The 14,297-nt window shown below is 56.5% G+C and carries 15 protein-coding genes; 6 read left to right on the forward strand and 9 right to left on the reverse strand.

Annotated elements, in window-relative coordinates; genetic code table 11:
• Window positions 1–26: 26 nt before the first annotated feature.
• Entirely contained in the window at window positions 27–2,048 is a 2,022-nt protein-coding gene (recG, locus tag PTW35_RS00640; protein ID WP_281027411.1) for an ATP-dependent DNA helicase RecG, read from the reverse strand.
• Here recG and PTW35_RS00645 point away from each other — a divergent pair.
• The gene (locus PTW35_RS00645; RefSeq protein WP_281027557.1) at window positions 1,992–2,129 is read left to right on the forward strand and encodes a hypothetical protein; all 138 of its coding nucleotides are present in this window, start codon (window positions 1,992–1,994) and stop codon (window positions 2,127–2,129) included. The two genes, recG and PTW35_RS00645, sit on opposite strands and share 57 nt — an antisense overlap.
• On the opposite strand, the gene trmH is transcribed toward PTW35_RS00645, so the two are convergent.
• From trmH to PTW35_RS00675, 6 genes are all read right to left on the reverse strand, one after another.
• Window positions 2,121–2,834: a tRNA (guanosine(18)-2'-O)-methyltransferase TrmH gene (gene trmH / locus PTW35_RS00650; protein ID WP_281026122.1), complete on the reverse strand. Its 714-nt coding sequence runs from the start codon at window positions 2,832–2,834 to the stop codon at window positions 2,121–2,123. The two genes, PTW35_RS00645 and trmH, sit on opposite strands and share 9 nt — an antisense overlap.
• 77 nt (window positions 2,835–2,911) lie before the next feature.
• On the reverse strand, window positions 2,912–5,014 hold the full coding sequence (gene spoT / locus PTW35_RS00655) for a bifunctional GTP diphosphokinase/guanosine-3',5'-bis pyrophosphate 3'-pyrophosphohydrolase (RefSeq protein ID WP_281026123.1): 2,103 nt from the start codon (window positions 5,012–5,014) through the stop codon (window positions 2,912–2,914).
• A gap of 18 nt (window positions 5,015–5,032) precedes the next feature.
• Window positions 5,033–5,308 (reverse strand): DNA-directed RNA polymerase subunit omega, encoded by a 276-nt coding sequence (gene rpoZ, locus PTW35_RS00660; protein ID WP_039457192.1) that lies wholly within the window; start codon window positions 5,306–5,308, stop codon window positions 5,033–5,035.
• Between the two features lie 51 nt (window positions 5,309–5,359).
• A complete protein-coding gene (gene gmk / locus PTW35_RS00665) occupies window positions 5,360–5,986 on the reverse strand; it encodes a guanylate kinase (protein WP_039457196.1) in 627 nt (208 codons plus the stop codon).
• Window positions 5,987–6,156: 170 nt separating this feature from the next.
• Window positions 6,157–7,710 (reverse strand): bifunctional GNAT family N-acetyltransferase/carbon-nitrogen hydrolase family protein, encoded by a 1,554-nt coding sequence (locus tag PTW35_RS00670; RefSeq protein ID WP_039457200.1) that lies wholly within the window; start codon window positions 7,708–7,710, stop codon window positions 6,157–6,159.
• A 250-nt stretch (window positions 7,711–7,960) separates the two neighbouring features.
• Window positions 7,961–8,824, reverse strand: a complete 864-nt coding sequence (locus tag PTW35_RS00675; RefSeq protein WP_281026124.1) for a YicC/YloC family endoribonuclease — start codon at window positions 8,822–8,824, stop codon at window positions 7,961–7,963.
• A 276-nt stretch (window positions 8,825–9,100) separates the two neighbouring features.
• Here PTW35_RS00675 and rph point away from each other — a divergent pair, with 276 nt between their 5' ends.
• Both rph and pyrE read left to right on the forward strand, forming a co-directional pair.
• The gene (gene rph, locus PTW35_RS00680) at window positions 9,101–9,817 is read left to right on the forward strand and encodes a ribonuclease PH (RefSeq protein ID WP_281026125.1); all 717 of its coding nucleotides are present in this window, start codon (window positions 9,101–9,103) and stop codon (window positions 9,815–9,817) included.
• A 123-nt stretch (window positions 9,818–9,940) separates the two neighbouring features.
• Window positions 9,941–10,582 (forward strand): orotate phosphoribosyltransferase, encoded by a 642-nt coding sequence (gene pyrE, locus PTW35_RS00685; protein WP_044622314.1) that lies wholly within the window; start codon window positions 9,941–9,943, stop codon window positions 10,580–10,582.
• Window positions 10,583–10,724: 142 nt separating this feature from the next.
• On the opposite strand, the gene slmA is transcribed toward pyrE, so the two are convergent.
• On the reverse strand, window positions 10,725–11,315 hold the full coding sequence (gene slmA, locus PTW35_RS00690) for a nucleoid occlusion factor SlmA (RefSeq protein WP_281026126.1): 591 nt from the start codon (window positions 11,313–11,315) through the stop codon (window positions 10,725–10,727).
• 193 nt (window positions 11,316–11,508) lie between these two features.
• Complete coding sequence (gene coaBC, locus PTW35_RS00695; protein WP_281026127.1) at window positions 11,509–12,726, reverse strand: bifunctional phosphopantothenoylcysteine decarboxylase/phosphopantothenate--cysteine ligase CoaBC; 1,218 nt, start codon at window positions 12,724–12,726, stop codon at window positions 11,509–11,511.
• A gap of 269 nt (window positions 12,727–12,995) precedes the next feature.
• On the opposite strand from coaBC, the gene radC reads away from it, so the two are divergent.
• The 3 genes from radC to rpmG all read left to right on the forward strand — a co-directional run bounded on the left by radC (window position 12,996) and on the right by rpmG (window position 14,261).
• On the forward strand, window positions 12,996–13,670 hold the full coding sequence (gene radC / locus PTW35_RS00700) for a DNA repair protein RadC (protein WP_281026128.1): 675 nt from the start codon (window positions 12,996–12,998) through the stop codon (window positions 13,668–13,670).
• Between the two features lie 173 nt (window positions 13,671–13,843).
• A complete protein-coding gene (gene rpmB / locus PTW35_RS00705) occupies window positions 13,844–14,080 on the forward strand; it encodes a 50S ribosomal protein L28 (RefSeq protein WP_047875542.1) in 237 nt (78 codons plus the stop codon).
• A 13-nt stretch (window positions 14,081–14,093) separates the two neighbouring features.
• Entirely contained in the window at window positions 14,094–14,261 is a 168-nt protein-coding gene (gene rpmG, locus PTW35_RS00710; RefSeq protein WP_002535344.1) for a 50S ribosomal protein L33, read from the forward strand.
• The last annotated feature ends 36 nt before the right edge of the window (window positions 14,262–14,297 follow it).

Raw genomic sequence — 14,297 nt, forward strand, 5'->3', positions numbered from 1 at the left:
CCAGCTGTTAGGTCATGGACCTGCTTTTAGGCATTGGAGTAGTTTTCCCGCTGGCCGAGCCAACGGTCGATAATCGCCTTGGCGTTGTCCGGGTAGTTGTCGTGCAGATAGCGGGCCAGCTTCTGGACCTGGGGGATCAGGTGCTGGTCGCGAACCAAGTCTGCGACCTTGAACTCGGCTATCCCGGTCTGCTTGGTACCGAGCAGCTCGCCGGGGCCGCGGATCTCCAAATCTCGCTGGGCAATGACAAAGCCATCGCTGCTCTCGCGCAATACTCCCAGACGTTTCTGGGCGGTTTTCGACAGCGGGGCATGGTAAAGCAGCACGCAGTGGCTGGCGACGCTGCCCCGGCCAACCCGGCCGCGTAACTGGTGCAGCTGGGCCAGGCCGAGGCGCTCCGGGTTTTCAATCACCATCAGGCTGGCATTGGGGACGTCGACACCCACCTCGATCACCGTGGTGGCAACCAGCAGGTGCAACTCGCCATCTTTGAAGCGCTTCATCACTGCCTGCTTCTCAGCCGGTTTCATCCGGCCGTGAACCAGCCCGATATTGAGCTCCGGCAGTTGCGCGGTTAGCTCGTCGGCGGTATCGGAGGCGGCCTGGGCTTCCAATACTTCAGACTCATCAATCAAGGTACAGACCCAATAGGCTTGGCGGCCTTCATTGAGGCAGGCCGAGCGGATGCGCTCGATGATCTCCTGACGGCGCGAGTCGGGCAGGGCGACAGTTTGGATCGGGGTCCGGCCCGGTGGCAGCTCGTCGATGACCGAGGTTTCCAGATCAGCGTAAGCGGTCATTGCCAGGGTACGGGGGATCGGGGTGGCGGTCATGATCAGCTGGTGCGGGTAGCAGCCGCCGTTGGCCCCTTTCTCGCGCAGCTCGAGGCGCTGGTGGACACCGAAGCGGTGCTGCTCGTCGATGATCACCAAAGCGAGGTTATTGAATACCACCTGCTCCTGGAACAGGGCATGGGTACCGACCACCATCTTGGCTTCGCCGCTTTCGATGCGGGCCAGCTCCTTGTCGCGGGTCTTGCCCTTGAGCTTGCCGGCCAGCCAGCCGACTTCAATCCCCAGCGGGTTGAGCCAGGCGGCGAAGTTGATCGCGTGCTGCTCGGCCAGCAGCTCGGTTGGCGCCATCAGCGCGACTTGGTAGCCATGCTCGATGGCACGCAGGGCAGCCAGCGCGGCAACCAGGGTTTTGCCCGAGCCGACATCGCCCTGTACCAGGCGCATCATCGGGTGCGGCACGGCAAGGTCGCGCTCGATATCGGCCACCACCCGCTGCTGGGCTCCGGTAGGGCTGAATGGCAAGCTCGCCAGCAGTTTATTTTTTAGCGTGTTGCCCTCGGCCAGTGGCCAGGCAGCATGGCGCTGGCTCTTGTGACGCACGGCCAGCATCGACAGGTTCTGTGCCAGCAGCTCTTCGAGGATCAGGCGCTGCTGGGCCGGATGCTTGCCTTCCTCGAGCTGGTCGAGGGAGACATCCGGGGTAGGCCGGTGCATCACATGCAACGCTTGCGACAGGGTCATCTGGCGGTCGTACAAGCCTTCGGGCAGCAGCTCGCGCACCGCCGATTTGTCGAGCAGGCGCATGGCCTGATCGGTGAGGTTGCGCAGGGTGAGTTGGCGCAGGCCTTCCGTTGTCGGGTAAACCGGGGTCAGGGTTTCCTCGACGCTGAGTTCGGTGGGCTCGGAAAACACCTTGTAGTCGGGATGGATGATTTCCAGCCCGTACTTGCCGCGCTTGATCTCGCCGTAGGCCTTGACCTGCTTGCCCTCGCTCAGGCTGTTTTTCATCGCGGCATTGAAGTTGAAAAAACGCAGGGTGGCGCTGCCGGTCTGGTCGCCGATTTTGACCGTCAGCATCCGGCGTTTGCCGAAGGCGATATTGCTGCTCAGTACCTCGCCCTGAATGGTTAGGTGCTGGCCGGCCATGGCGCTGGCAATCGGCCAGATCCGGGTACGGTCCTCGTAGCGGAGCGGAAGGTGGAAGAGGAGATCCTGCACGGTGTGCAGACCGATTTTTTCCAGTTTTTCTGCCATTTTGGCGCCGACGCCCGACAGCTCGGTCAGGGCTATGGTATCGAGAACTTGTCCGCTCATCGCTACTTCCTTTTAAGGTAAGGCTTTTTTCTTTTTCGGCTCGGTGGCCTGCATGATGCTCCACCACTGCTCATCGGCAGCGATCTGGCCGTGCTCGTCCAGCGGCGGGTAGGGCAGCCCCTTGCGGCGGGCAACTTTGGCCAGCACCGGGTGACCGCGCTCGAACAGGATACGGTGAACCACCTCATCGGGCAGCAGGGTTTTCTCCCTGTCATACATACCGGCATTTTGGCGCTGGCGCTGTGCTTCGTAAAGGATCAGGGCACTGGCGACCGAGACATTCAATGACTGTACCATACCTACCATCGGGATGATGATATCCTGATCGGCCATCGCCAGGGCTTCAGCGGTGATCCCATTTTTCTCGCCGCCGAGGATAACCGCCGTCGGCTTGGTGTAATCCACGTCACGGAAATCAATTGCGGTGTCGGACAGGTTGGTGGCCAGCACCTGCATGCCCTGTGCCTTGAGCGTATTGACGGCATTGACCATCGAGTCGTGGGTTTCGAGCTCGACCCAGTTGCGGGCACCGGCCGAGGTGTTGCCGAGCATGCGCATACCGTCGTTGGGCCATACCGCGTGCACTTTATGGATCCCAACGGCATCGGCGGTACGGACAATGGCCGAGACATTGTTGGGCTTGTGGACTTCTTCCATGCACACCGTCAAGTCTGGTTGGCGGGTGGCAAGGACCTCGTGGATACGTTGGAATCGTTCAGGGCTCATGTTGTGTTACCTAAAGAAAACGCCCGCGAGCGGGCGTTTGTATTCTGTGACGGGCCAAGCGATGTGCCTGGCGCGGTTTAATTTTTCTGGCGCGAGACGCGCACCACGTTGGGCATGACCCGGATCCGGCGCATAATGTTGGCCAGGTGGATACGTCCCTTGGTGGTCAGGCGCACGGTAATGGTATACAGGCGGCCGTCTTTCTCTTCCGTTGCCAGGCCCTGGATGTTCGATCCGGTCGCGGCAATGGTGTTGGTCAAATCGGCCAGTGCACCCTGGTGGTTCTGCATGTCGACCTTGAGCGAAGTGACAAACTCTTGCTCGAAGTCCTCGCTCCACTCAACGGCCATGTACTTATCCGGCTCTTTCTGGTAGCCGCGGATGTTGGCACACTCCTCGCGGTGGATCACCAGTCCTTTGCCCGGGCTGACGTGGGCCATGATCGGGTCACCGTGGATAGGGTGACAGCAGTTGGCAAAGGTCAGCAAGATACCGTCGGCACCGCGGATTGGCAGGCGCTGATCGGATTCCTTCGGTGTCAGCTCATCGGCATTGCCCAACAGGCGGCGGGCGATCACTACGCTCATCAGCTCACCGAGGCCAATTTCGGCCAGCAGATCTTCGAGGCTGGTCAGCCGCAGATCGGTCAAAACCTGCTGCAGGTTATTCGCATCGATCTGGTCGATGTTGATAGCCCCGAGGGCGTGGTTGAGCAGGCGTCGGCCAAGGGTGATCGACTCTTCGCGGCGCATGGTCTTGAGCACCTGGCGGATCTTGGTGCGGGCGCGGGAAGTGACCACGTAGTTGAGCCAGGCGGCATTCGGGCGGGCGCCCGGCGCACTGATGATCTCGATGGTCTGGCCGTTCTTCAGCGGTTTGCTCAGCGGATAAGGCTGGCGCTCGACCCGGGCTCCGACACAGGCGTTACCGACATCGGTGTGTACCGCGTAGGCAAAGTCGACCGCGGTTGCTCCGACTGGCAGCTCAACAATCCGGCCTTTCGGCGTAAAGACGTAAATCTCGTCCGGGAACAGGTCGGACTTAACGTTCTCGATGAACTCGAACGAGCTGCCGGCGCTCTGCTGCAGTTCAAGCAGGCTCTGCATCCAGCGCTGGGCCTTGACCTGCGCTGTGGTCCCGGAGCTTTCGCCATCTTTGTAGGCCCAGTGGGCGGCAACCCCTTTGTCGGCCATCTGATCCATATCTTCGGTACGGATCTGGACCTCCACCGGTACCCCGTGCGGGCCCACCAGAGACGTATGCAGCGACTGGTAGCCGTTGGCTTTCGGGATCGCGATGTAGTCCTTCATCCGGCTCGGGCGGGGCTTGTACAGGTTGTGGACCTGGCCCAGCACGCGATAGCAGGTATCCAGGTCCTTGACCAGTACGCGGAAGGCGTAGATGTCCATGATCGAGTGGAAGCGCTGCTCCTTGTTCTTCATCTTGTTGTAGATGGAGTACAGGTTCTTCTCGCGGCCTTGCACCGTGCCATTGATCCCCGCGTCCTTGAGGCGGCCCTCAATCTCGGCGTGGATCTTGTTAATCATTTCTTTGCGGTTACCCCGTGCGGCAGCCACCACTTCCTTCAAAACACGGTAACGGTTTGGATACAGGGCCTCGAAACCCAGCTCTTCCAGTTCGGTCTTGATATTGTGGATGCCCAGGCGGTGCGCCAGCGGAGAGAAGATCTCCAGCGTTTCGCGGGCTATACGGCGGCGTTTGTCCGGACGCAGGGCACCCAAGGTGCGCATGTTGTGCGTGCGGTCAGCCAGCTTGATGAGGATAACGCGGATGTCATGGGCCATCGCCATGATCATCTTGCGGAAGTTCTCGGCTTGCGCTTCTTTGCGGTCGCGGAACTTCAGCTTGTCCAGCTTGGAAACCCCATCGACCAGCTCGGCCACGGTAGAGCCAAAGCGACTGTCGAGATCGTCTTTGGTGACCTCGGTATCTTCGATGACGTCGTGGAGGAGGGCTGCCATCAAGGTCTCGTAGTCGAGGCGCATTTCGGCCAGGATACGAGCAACGGCAATAGGGTGGATGATGTAAGGTTCACCGCTGGAGCGGGTTTGCCCTTCGTGGGCATCTCGCGCAACGAGATAGGCCTGCCTGAGCGCCTCGATTTGGGACTCAGGCAGGTATTCGATTGCGACTTCTTTCAGGCTATCAAAAAGATACAATTCGCCCGGTTCCCTGAATTAACGGTTGTCGCCGGCAATAGCGCTAACAGCTGCTAGCTCTGCTGCTTCTTGCTCTTGAAGTTCCTGACGCTCGCGAGCATCGAGGATATCTTTCGTGATCAGACCTTCTTCGATTTCGCGAAGGGCGATAACGGTGTACTTGTCGTTTTCTTCCGGAACCAGTGGATCCTTACCGCCGGTTTGCATCTGACGAGCGCGGCGAGCAGCAATTTGGATTAGATCGAAACGGTTGCCAATTTTATCAACAGCGTCTTGAACGGTTACGCGTGCCATGGAGGACTCCAGTGGTTATATAAATAAAGATGGAAAATTGTACAAAAATACTTACTGTTCTGCCAGTAGGGCATTGAGCATGCTGTTATATTTAGCAGCTTGCTTGTCTTGCTTCAATCGTTCTGCGCGGATAATGGCTTTGAAATCCATCAGCGCGACATCGAAATCATCATTGACGATCACATAATCGTATTCGTTGTAATGGGAGATTTCCGAACGGGCTTCCTGCATGCGGCGGGCGATAACAGCGTCGCTGTCTTGCCCTCGGGCATTGAGGCGGCGCTCCAGCTCTTCTTTCGAAGGCGGCAGGATGAACAGGCTTTTTGCTTGTGGCATCTGCTTGCGGATCTGGCGGGCACCCTGCCAATCGATATCGAGGAATACATCGATACCTTTGTTCAGCTGCTGCTCGATCCACGGGCGAGATGTGCCGTAGTAGTTGCCGAAAACTTCAGCGTGCTCAAGGAATGCACCTTGCTCTACTAGTTCTTGGAACTCTTCTACGCTAACGAAATTGTAATGAACACCGTGCTCTTCGCCCGGGCGCATGCCACGGGTGGTGTGAGAGACGGATACTTTCATGTCATAGATCGGGTTGGTTTCCAACAGGGCGTTAATCAGACTGGATTTGCCTGCGCCGCTCGGGGCCGACACAATGTATAGAGTACCTTTGCTCATTGCCTATTTTCACTCAGTGATAGAAGGGCGCGCAGATTATCATGATCCGCGCGCAAAAGAAATTAGCTGGTTGCTTGAAAATTCAACTTTTTGCTCGAGTTAAAGTTAAGCCTAGTTGGAATTTATGATCATTTCATAACTGGTTGTCACTGGCGTAGGGGATTGCCTGGTTAGGGCTTGCCTGATCCCGGTCCATTGCCGGCCCGGGTGAACCCGCCATAGAGGTCGAGCCGGCGGTGGCGCAGGTTGGTGACCGAGCCTTCGGTATTGAGGTACTTGAGCTTGTCGAGTTCGACATCGGCGAAGATGATCATTTCCGTGTTGGCGCTGGCTTCGGTTATGGTGGCGTCGTGGGGGAAGTAGATATCGGATGGCGAAAAAACCGCTGACTGGGCATATTGGATATCGACGTTATTGACCCGTGGCAGGTTACCGACGCTGCCGCCGAGTGCCACGTAACATTCATTTTCGATAGCCCTTGCCTGGGCGCACAGCCTGACCCGCAAGTAGCCGTTTTTGGTGTCTGTCCAAAAAGGCACAAACATGATTTGTACACCTTGCTCAGCCAGCATCCGTCCCAGCTCGGGGAATTCTGCATCGTAGCAGATGAGGATGCCGACCCGTCCGGCATCCGTCTCGAAGACCTTCACTTTGTCGCCGCCGTCAATGACCCAGTCTTTTTGTTCATGCGGGGTGATATGGATCTTGTACTGTTCGTCGATACAGCCATCACGGTGAAGCAGGTAGGAGACATTGTACAGGCGGTCATTCTCCAGTATCGGCATGCTGCCCGAGATGATGTTGATATTGTAGGTGACGGCCATTTGGGAAAAGCGCTGCTTGATGTCTTCGCTGAATTCGCTGAGAAACCGGATCGCCTCGACCGGGCTGAGCTCGGGCCTGAGCCCCATCAACGGGGCATTGAAGAACTCGGGGAAGAGCGCAAAGTCGGCCTGGTAGTTGGAGAGCGAGGAGACAAAGAATTCGGCCTGGTCGATCAGATCGTCCACCGACACCATCTTGCGCATTTGCCATTGGACAATCCCTATCCGGACGATTTTCTTCTCGGACTCGATGACCGACGGCATTTCCTCGTCGTAAAACACATTGTCCCATTCCAGCAAGGTCGCGTAGCCGCAGGACTTGGCATCTTCCGGTAAGTAATTCTTCATCAGTCGTTTGACGTCAAAATCATTGGCCAGCTGGAACGACAGGATGGGATCGTGGATTTCCTTGCGCTTGACCTTCTCGAGGTACTCGATAACCGTGAGCTGGTCTGCCACCTTGTGGTAGCCTGGGAGGCGCCCTCCTGCCAGGATAGCCTTGAGGTTGGTGCTGCGGCAGAGCTCCTTGCGGGCGTCGTAGAGACGCCGGCCCAGGCGAAGCCCGCGGTAATCGGGATGGACGAACACATCCAGGCCGTATAGCGCATCCCCGGTGACTTGATGCTGGATCACATTCTGCTCACTGATGATGTCGGTGTAGGCGTGGTTTAGGGAAAAACGGTTGTAGTTAACCTTGATGGTGAGGGCGGCCCCGACTATCTTGCCGCTGTCTTCGATACAGATCTGGCCGTCGGGGAACTGGTGGATCAAATCCATGATCGTCATGCGCGGCCATGCGCCCCCGACATCGGCAAAGACCAAATCCATCAGGGCTGCCAGCTCGTCGTAATCACTGGGCTCGATTGCACGAAGGTTTAGCAAAGGGGTATTGGTATCCATTCTCACCATCTCTTATATCGGGTGACTCATCAGGGCCTGAGAGATTAGTGCGAGATACCGGACGCTGAGTGAGTCACTTGGCTGTTTGGTGTTACTTAAATGTAGCTATTATGTGTCTTTTGGGGCGGGTTGAGAATGTTTTTTCGTTGTGGGCTGGCAAAAAGAAGGGGCTAGCCATATAGAAATAAAGCCCTAAGGAATAGGGCTTTATCGTCAGGTGCCAGACTATACGCTGGGGGCGACCCGGGTCTTATTCGATGTTCTGGATCTGCTCGCGCATCTGCTCGATAAGCACTTTTAGCTCGACGGCCGCGGCAGTGATCTCGGTGTTGATCGATTTCGAGGCCAGGGTGTTCGACTCGCGGTTGAACTCCTGCATCATGAAGTCGAGGCGGCGACCGCAGGCACCGCCTTTCTTCATGATCTTCTGGGTTTCCTTGACGTGTGAATCAAGGCGGTCCAGCTCTTCGGCGACATCGCTCTTCTGTGCCAGCATGATCAGTTCCTGCTCGACACGGTTGGCATCCAGCTCGACCTTGGCTTCTTCCAAGCGGTTTAGGATGCGCTCGCGCTGCCAGTTCAGGACTTCCGGCATCATGCTGCGTACTTTGCTGGCTTCGACCGAGATCGCGTCAAGGCGTTGTTCGATAAGAGCCTTCATGTTCTCACCCTCGCTGGCGCGGGCGGCGATGAAGTCATCCACCGTGCTGTCGAACGCATCGAGCAGATCTTGGTTGATGGCATCGAGATCCTGCTCCGGCGCTTCCATCACACCCGGCCAGTTCAGGACCTGGAACGGGCCGACACTGCCTTCGCCGGCGGTCTCTTTGACCCACTTGGCGGCATTGATCACCTGCTTGGCCAGCCCTTCGTTGATTTTCAGCTCTGTATTGGCGGCCGGGTTTACCTCGAAGCGCAGGTTGCACTCAACCTTGCCGCGGGCCAGACGCTTGCGGAAACGCTCGCGCAGCACTGGCTCAAGGCTACGGAATTGCTCTGGCATACGCAGGTAAGTTTCTAGGTAACGCTGGTTAACCGAGCGGATTTCCCATACGGCAGTACCCCAATCGGCTTTGACTTCGCGACGGGCGTAGGCGGTCATGCTATGAATCATTGGCTAGTGGCCTCTAATAGTGGTGATTGATAACTGCTTTGGGTGGGATGCCAGGGGCAAGCCACCGTCATCGAGGTGTCAGTGGTGCGCAGTTATCCGGATGTCCAGATTATACTTAGCCTTAATAATAAAGGAAATGCAGCCGCGTGGTGGCGATATGACGATTCTGCCAGCAGTCGGTGCGGGAAATGCCATGCTGGTTGGGTTTCGCGTGCACAACCGATCGGTTGTGGCTATAATCGCCGGTTAATGTCATCCAGCCAGAGGGAGCCGCCGATGCGTCCAAGCGGAAGAAGCAACAACCAAGTACGTCCAATTACCATAACCCGTAACTTTACTGCCCATGCCGAAGGCTCGGTATTGGTTGAGTTTGGTGATACCAAGGTAATTTGTACCGCAAGTGTGGAAGAGAATGTACCACGCTGGCTTAAAGGTAAAGGACAGGGTTGGGTGACGGCGGAGTATGGCATGCTGCCGCGTGCAACTCACTCACGCAACCGCCGTGAAGCGGCGGGCGGTAAGCAGGGTGGCCGTACCATGGAAATTCAGCGCCTGATCGCTCGCAGCTTGCGTGCTGCTGTTGACCTGGAAGCCCTGGGTGAGCAGATGATCACGGTAGACTGTGATGTTATCCAGGCCGATGGCGGTACTCGCACGGCATCTATCACCGGTGCGATGGTGGCGCTGGTTGATGCCATCAACTACATGTTGGAGAAGGGCCTGCTCAAAGCCAGCCCGCTAAAAGGCATGGTGGCCGCAGTTTCTGTCGGTATCTACAACGGCGAGGCGATTTGCGATCTGGAGTATGTCGAGGATTCGGCAGCAGAAACGGACATGAACGTGGTCATGACCGAAGAAGGCAAGATGATCGAGATCCAGGGCACGGCGGAAGGTGAAGCCTTTAGCCATGAAGAGTTGCTGGCCATGCTGGCTCTGGCAAAACACGGCATTGCCGACATCATCAGCGTTCAGAAGCAAGCGCTGGAAAGTTAGTTTTTTGAAGCGGTTCCTGTTGGAGCCGCTTTTTTTTGGTCTGGATTTCGCGTTGCCTGGCAATGGCGCCCAGAACTTAGATTTGAATCGTGTAATCACAAGTTGCATCTATAAGGAGAAACCATGAAAGCATATCAGCGTCAGTTCATCGAATTTGCCTTGGAGAAAGGGGTACTGAAGTTTGGTGAGTTCACTCTGAAATCTGGCCGTAAAAGCCCGTACTTCTTCAACGCGGGTTTGTTCAATACTGGACGTGACCTTGCACGCCTAGGCCGTTTCTATGCTGAGGCTTTGGTAGATGCCGGTATCGAGTACGATGTGTTGTTCGGCCCTGCGTACAAGGGGATCCCAATTGCCACCACGACAGCCGTTGCCTTGGCCGATCAGCACGATGTGGATACCCCGTACTGTTTCAACCGCAAGGAAGCCAAAGACCACGGTGAGGGCGGCAACTTGGTCGGTAGCGCACTGGAAGGCCGTATCATGCTGGTGGATGATGTGATCACTGCCGGTACGGCGATCCGCGAGTCGATGGAAATCATCAAGGCCAACGGTGCCGATCTGGCCGGTGTGCTGGTGGCTATCGACCGCCAGGAGAAAGGCAAGGGCGAGCTGTCTGCCATCCAGGAAGTCGAGCGCGATTTCGGTTGTGCGGTGATTTCTATCGTGTCGCTGGGCGATGTGGTGAGCTACCTGGAAGAGCAGGATGGCATGGAGCAGCACCTGGAAGCGGTGAAAGCTTACCGTGCAGAATACGGGGTATAAGGCTCGGGATCCTAGAACCTAGTTCCTTCTAGGAAGAGCAGAACCCAGAACCGTAAATAAAAAAGCGAGAAGCGTAAGCCTCTCGCTTTTTTATTTGTTTTTTCTATGAACTAGGAACCAGGATCTAGCAACCTGTCCTAGTTTACCCTAGCTCGGCGCTCAGCAACTGCCAGTAGTCGTCGAAGTTGGCAGTCGGCTTGTACTTGAAGTTAGAGCGGACAAAGCGGTTGAGGCTGCCTTCAACCTGGCCGAGCAACTGGGCGGCCAAGATGGACTCGTCAACCGGGAAGCCCTTGCCCTCGCGCAGCTTGCGCTCGCGCAGGATCTGGCGCAGCTGGGTTTCGATGCGCTCGAACAGCTGGTTGATGCGGGCCTGGAGACGGTCCTGCTCGAACATCAGCGCATGGCCGGTCATGATGCGGGTCAGGCCCGGGTTGCGCTCGGCAAAGCCGAGGATCAGCTGCAGCACCATACGCAGGCGCTGGAGAGTATCCTTTTCATCATTGAGGATGCGGTTAATCCGGGTCGTGATCGCGTCTTCGATAAACTCGATCAGCCCCTCGAACATCCGCGCCTTGCTTGGGAAGTGGCGGTAGAGGGCGGCTTCTGAGACACCAACCTGGGCTGCCAGCTTGGCGGTAGTAATACGTTGGCTGCCCTGGGCAGATTCCAGCATTTGTGCCAGCGCTTGCAAAATTTCTTCGCGGCGGTTGTTTTTCTTGTTGCCAGCCATGAATAACCGTTCCTTTTCAAAATAAAACTGTCAATGGACAGGATGAAACCCGCATATCTTAGCGGCGTAACTCTGCCGTGAAAAGCATTGCCCGTCGATACTGATCTCTTTATCGACAAAAAAAGCCCAACCTGAAGTGTTGGGCTTTATATTTGATCTTATTCGGTTAATTCGTCAGCACCGGCGACAGGGATTAATCTGGCTGCCCGGCTTTGAATAGGGTGACAATTTCGTCGACCAGTTGGGCACCCAGCGCCGCCTTGCTGGTTAGCGGCAGCGCCTTGTCACCGGCTGGCCAATAGAGGTGCAGGGCATTCTGGTCGCTGTTGAAGCCCTGGCCTTCGTTTGACACATCGTTGGCGCAGATCAGATCCAGGTGCTTGCGGGCCAGTTTGCCGCGGGCATATTGTTCGACGTCCTGGGTCTCGGCGGCAAAGCCGACGGTAAATGGGCGCTGGGTCTCCAGCGCGGCAACACTGGCGATAATATCCGGGTTTTTCACCAGGCGGATCACCATGTCATCTTCGCCGTCTTTCTTTTTCACCTTCTGCGCGGCGATGTCCGCCGGGCGGAAATCGGCCACGGCAGCACAGCCGATGAAAATATCACTGGCTGGCGCATGGTTCAGCGCGGCTTGGTGCATCTGCTCGGCGCTGGTGATATCGAGCCGGGTAACGCCCGGAGGCGTTGCCAAATTGGTCGGGCCGCTGATAAGGGTGACGGCCGCACCGCGCTTGGCTGCGGCTTCGGCGATGGCGTAGCCCATTTTGCCGGAGCTGTGGTTGGTCAGGTAACGGACCGGATCAATTGCCTCGCGGGTTGGCCCCGCGGTAATGGTCAGCCTGAGCCCGTCCAGATCCGCTGGTTTGAAGAAATCTTCTGCCAGGTGAACCAGTTGCATCGGCTCAAGCATCCGGCCCGGGCCGACATCGCCACAGGCCTGCTCACCGCTGGCCGGACCCCAGATATGGCAACCGCGGCGGGCGAGGGTGGCAATGTTTTCCTGGGTCGCCACATGGCGGTACATCTGCTGGTTCATCGCTGGTGCAACGGCAACCGGGGCGTCGGTTGCCAGGCACAGGGTGGTCAGAAGGTCATTGCCCATGCCCGCGGCCATACGGGCGATCAGATCGGCGGTCGCCGGTGCCAGCAGAACCAAGTCGGCCCACTTGGCCAGCTCAATGTGCCCCATCGAGGCTTCCGCTGCGGGGTCGAGCAAGCTGTCGGAGACCGGCCTGCCGGATACCGCCTGCATGGTGAGCGGGGTAATGAACTCCTTGGCGGCCTTGGTCATGACCACCTGCACTTGCGCGCCGCGCTCAATCAGCCTGCGGGTGAGTTCTGCACATTTGTATGCAGCAATGCCGCCGCTGATCCCAAGGAGAATTTTTTTTCCTGCCAAAGTTTGCATCTTATTGCCTGCTCTCGATATCCGGAATGTCAATGCGCCACACCTTACCACCAAAAATTGCTAGTCACCAAAAAAAGCCGGCTTCCTTGCTCGGGATCAAGTTTGTGCCGAGGGCTGGCCTCGTGACGAGGACGATTGCGAGCCAGTTGGCAGTTTGTGGCCGGGAGGTACAAGGCCGCCCGGCTTTTTTGTGCGGGCGGCTGGAGATACCGTGTTGCGCCTTGCCAAAGGCTGTATGGCTCGTTTAGCTAGGGCATCAGGAGGTGGACATGACACTCAAGTTACTACCGGTGCAGTCTCGGCCGAGGGAAAAATTACTCGAACGCGGTCCCGGCGCTCTGTCGGATGCCGAGTTGCTGGCCATTTTCTTGCGTACCGGTATTGCCGGGATGAACGCGATAGAGCTGGCTACCGAGCTGCTGGATCGGTTTGGCTCGCTGCGGGCGCTGCTGGCCGCCGATAAGGCCACGTTTTGCCAATACAAGGGATTGGGCCCGGCCAAGTATGCCCAGCTGCAGGCGGTGCTGGAAATGAACCTGCGCCACTTGGAAGAGACGCTCAAGAAGGAAGATGCGCTGACAAGTCCCTCTCATACAAGGCGCTACCTTAGTCATGTGCTGCGCGATCGTCCCCGCGAGGCGTTTTATATTTTGTTTCTCGACAACCAGCACAGGGTGCTCAGTGGCGAGGTACTTTTCGAGGGAACGATCGATGCCGCGAGCATTTATCCGCGGGAAGTTGTAAAAAGATCACTAGAACTTAATGCAGCCGCGCTCATTTTAGCGCATAATCACCCGTCAGGCGTGGCAGAGCCAAGTCAGGCAGACCGCCGAATTACCCGCCGCATCAGTGATGCACTGGCGTTGGTGGATATTCGGGTTCTGGATCACTTTGTTGTCGGTGACGGAGAAATCACTTCTTTTGCAGAGCGGGGATGGTTATAAAATGGCCATTTTTTGCTTAAAAAGTTGAGAAAGGACTGCTCGGGACTTGAGCAACTGGTTTTGACTTAGTATAATGCGCGACCTTTGATAGCTGTGGTTGTATGTGAGAATCATTTTTCACATTGAAATAGCCATGGTAGATATCGAGCTGAAACGATTTGGAGAAGACAGTAATGTCCCGAGTATGCCAAGTAACTGGTAAGCGTCCTGTAACGGGTAACAACCGTTCACACGCACGTAATGCCACCAAGCGTCGTTTTCTGCCGAACCTGCAAACTCATCGTTTCTGGGTAGAAAGCGAAAAACGCTTCGTTAAACTACGCCTTTCTGCGAAAGGTATGCGTATCATTGATAAGAAAGGCATCGACGCCGTTCTTTCTGATATGCGTGCTCGCGGCGAGAACGTTTAAGAGGATTTGAACAATGGCTAAAGGCATTCGTGAGAAGATCCGTCTAGTATCATCTGCTGGTACAGGCCACTTCTACACTACCGACAAAAACAAGCGTAACATGCCAGGCAAATTCGAGATCAAAAAATTTGATCCTGTAGTTCGCCAGCACGTTATGTACAAAGAAGCAAAAATCAAGTAATTGGTTAATCGCTTTTTTGATAAAAACCCAGTTTTT

Origin of the sequence: Photobacterium sp. DA100, assembly GCF_029223585.1 — a bacterium.
Classification (GTDB): Bacteria; Pseudomonadota; Gammaproteobacteria; order Enterobacterales; family Vibrionaceae; genus Photobacterium.

What these genes read in the sequence shown, in the direction of transcription:
- gmk (WP_039457196.1), bottom strand. Translation starts at nt 5,986, where the DNA reads ATGAGCAAAGGTACTCTATACATTGTGTCGGCCCCGAGCGGCGCAGGC.
- recG (WP_281027411.1), bottom strand. Translation starts at nt 2,048, where the DNA reads ATGGCAGAAAAACTGGAAAAAATCGGTCTGCACACCGTGCAGGATCTC.
- PTW35_RS00675 (WP_281026124.1), bottom strand. Translation starts at nt 8,824, where the DNA reads ATGATTCATAGCATGACCGCCTACGCCCGTCGCGAAGTCAAAGCCGAT.
- radC (WP_281026128.1), top strand. Translation starts at nt 12,996, where the DNA reads ATGACACTCAAGTTACTACCGGTGCAGTCTCGGCCGAGGGAAAAATTA.
- slmA (WP_281026126.1), bottom strand. Translation starts at nt 11,315, where the DNA reads ATGGCTGGCAACAAGAAAAACAACCGCCGCGAAGAAATTTTGCAAGCG.
- trmH (WP_281026122.1), bottom strand. Translation starts at nt 2,834, where the DNA reads ATGAGCCCTGAACGATTCCAACGTATCCACGAGGTCCTTGCCACCCGC.
- coaBC (WP_281026127.1), bottom strand. Translation starts at nt 12,726, where the DNA reads ATGCAAACTTTGGCAGGAAAAAAAATTCTCCTTGGGATCAGCGGCGGC.
- rph (WP_281026125.1), top strand. Translation starts at nt 9,101, where the DNA reads ATGCGTCCAAGCGGAAGAAGCAACAACCAAGTACGTCCAATTACCATA.
- rpoZ (WP_039457192.1), bottom strand. Translation starts at nt 5,308, where the DNA reads ATGGCACGCGTAACCGTTCAAGACGCTGTTGATAAAATTGGCAACCGT.
- PTW35_RS00670 (WP_039457200.1), bottom strand. Translation starts at nt 7,710, where the DNA reads ATGGATACCAATACCCCTTTGCTAAACCTTCGTGCAATCGAGCCCAGT.
- rpmB (WP_047875542.1), top strand. Translation starts at nt 13,844, where the DNA reads ATGTCCCGAGTATGCCAAGTAACTGGTAAGCGTCCTGTAACGGGTAAC.
- rpmG (WP_002535344.1), top strand. Translation starts at nt 14,094, where the DNA reads ATGGCTAAAGGCATTCGTGAGAAGATCCGTCTAGTATCATCTGCTGGT.
- pyrE (WP_044622314.1), top strand. Translation starts at nt 9,941, where the DNA reads ATGAAAGCATATCAGCGTCAGTTCATCGAATTTGCCTTGGAGAAAGGG.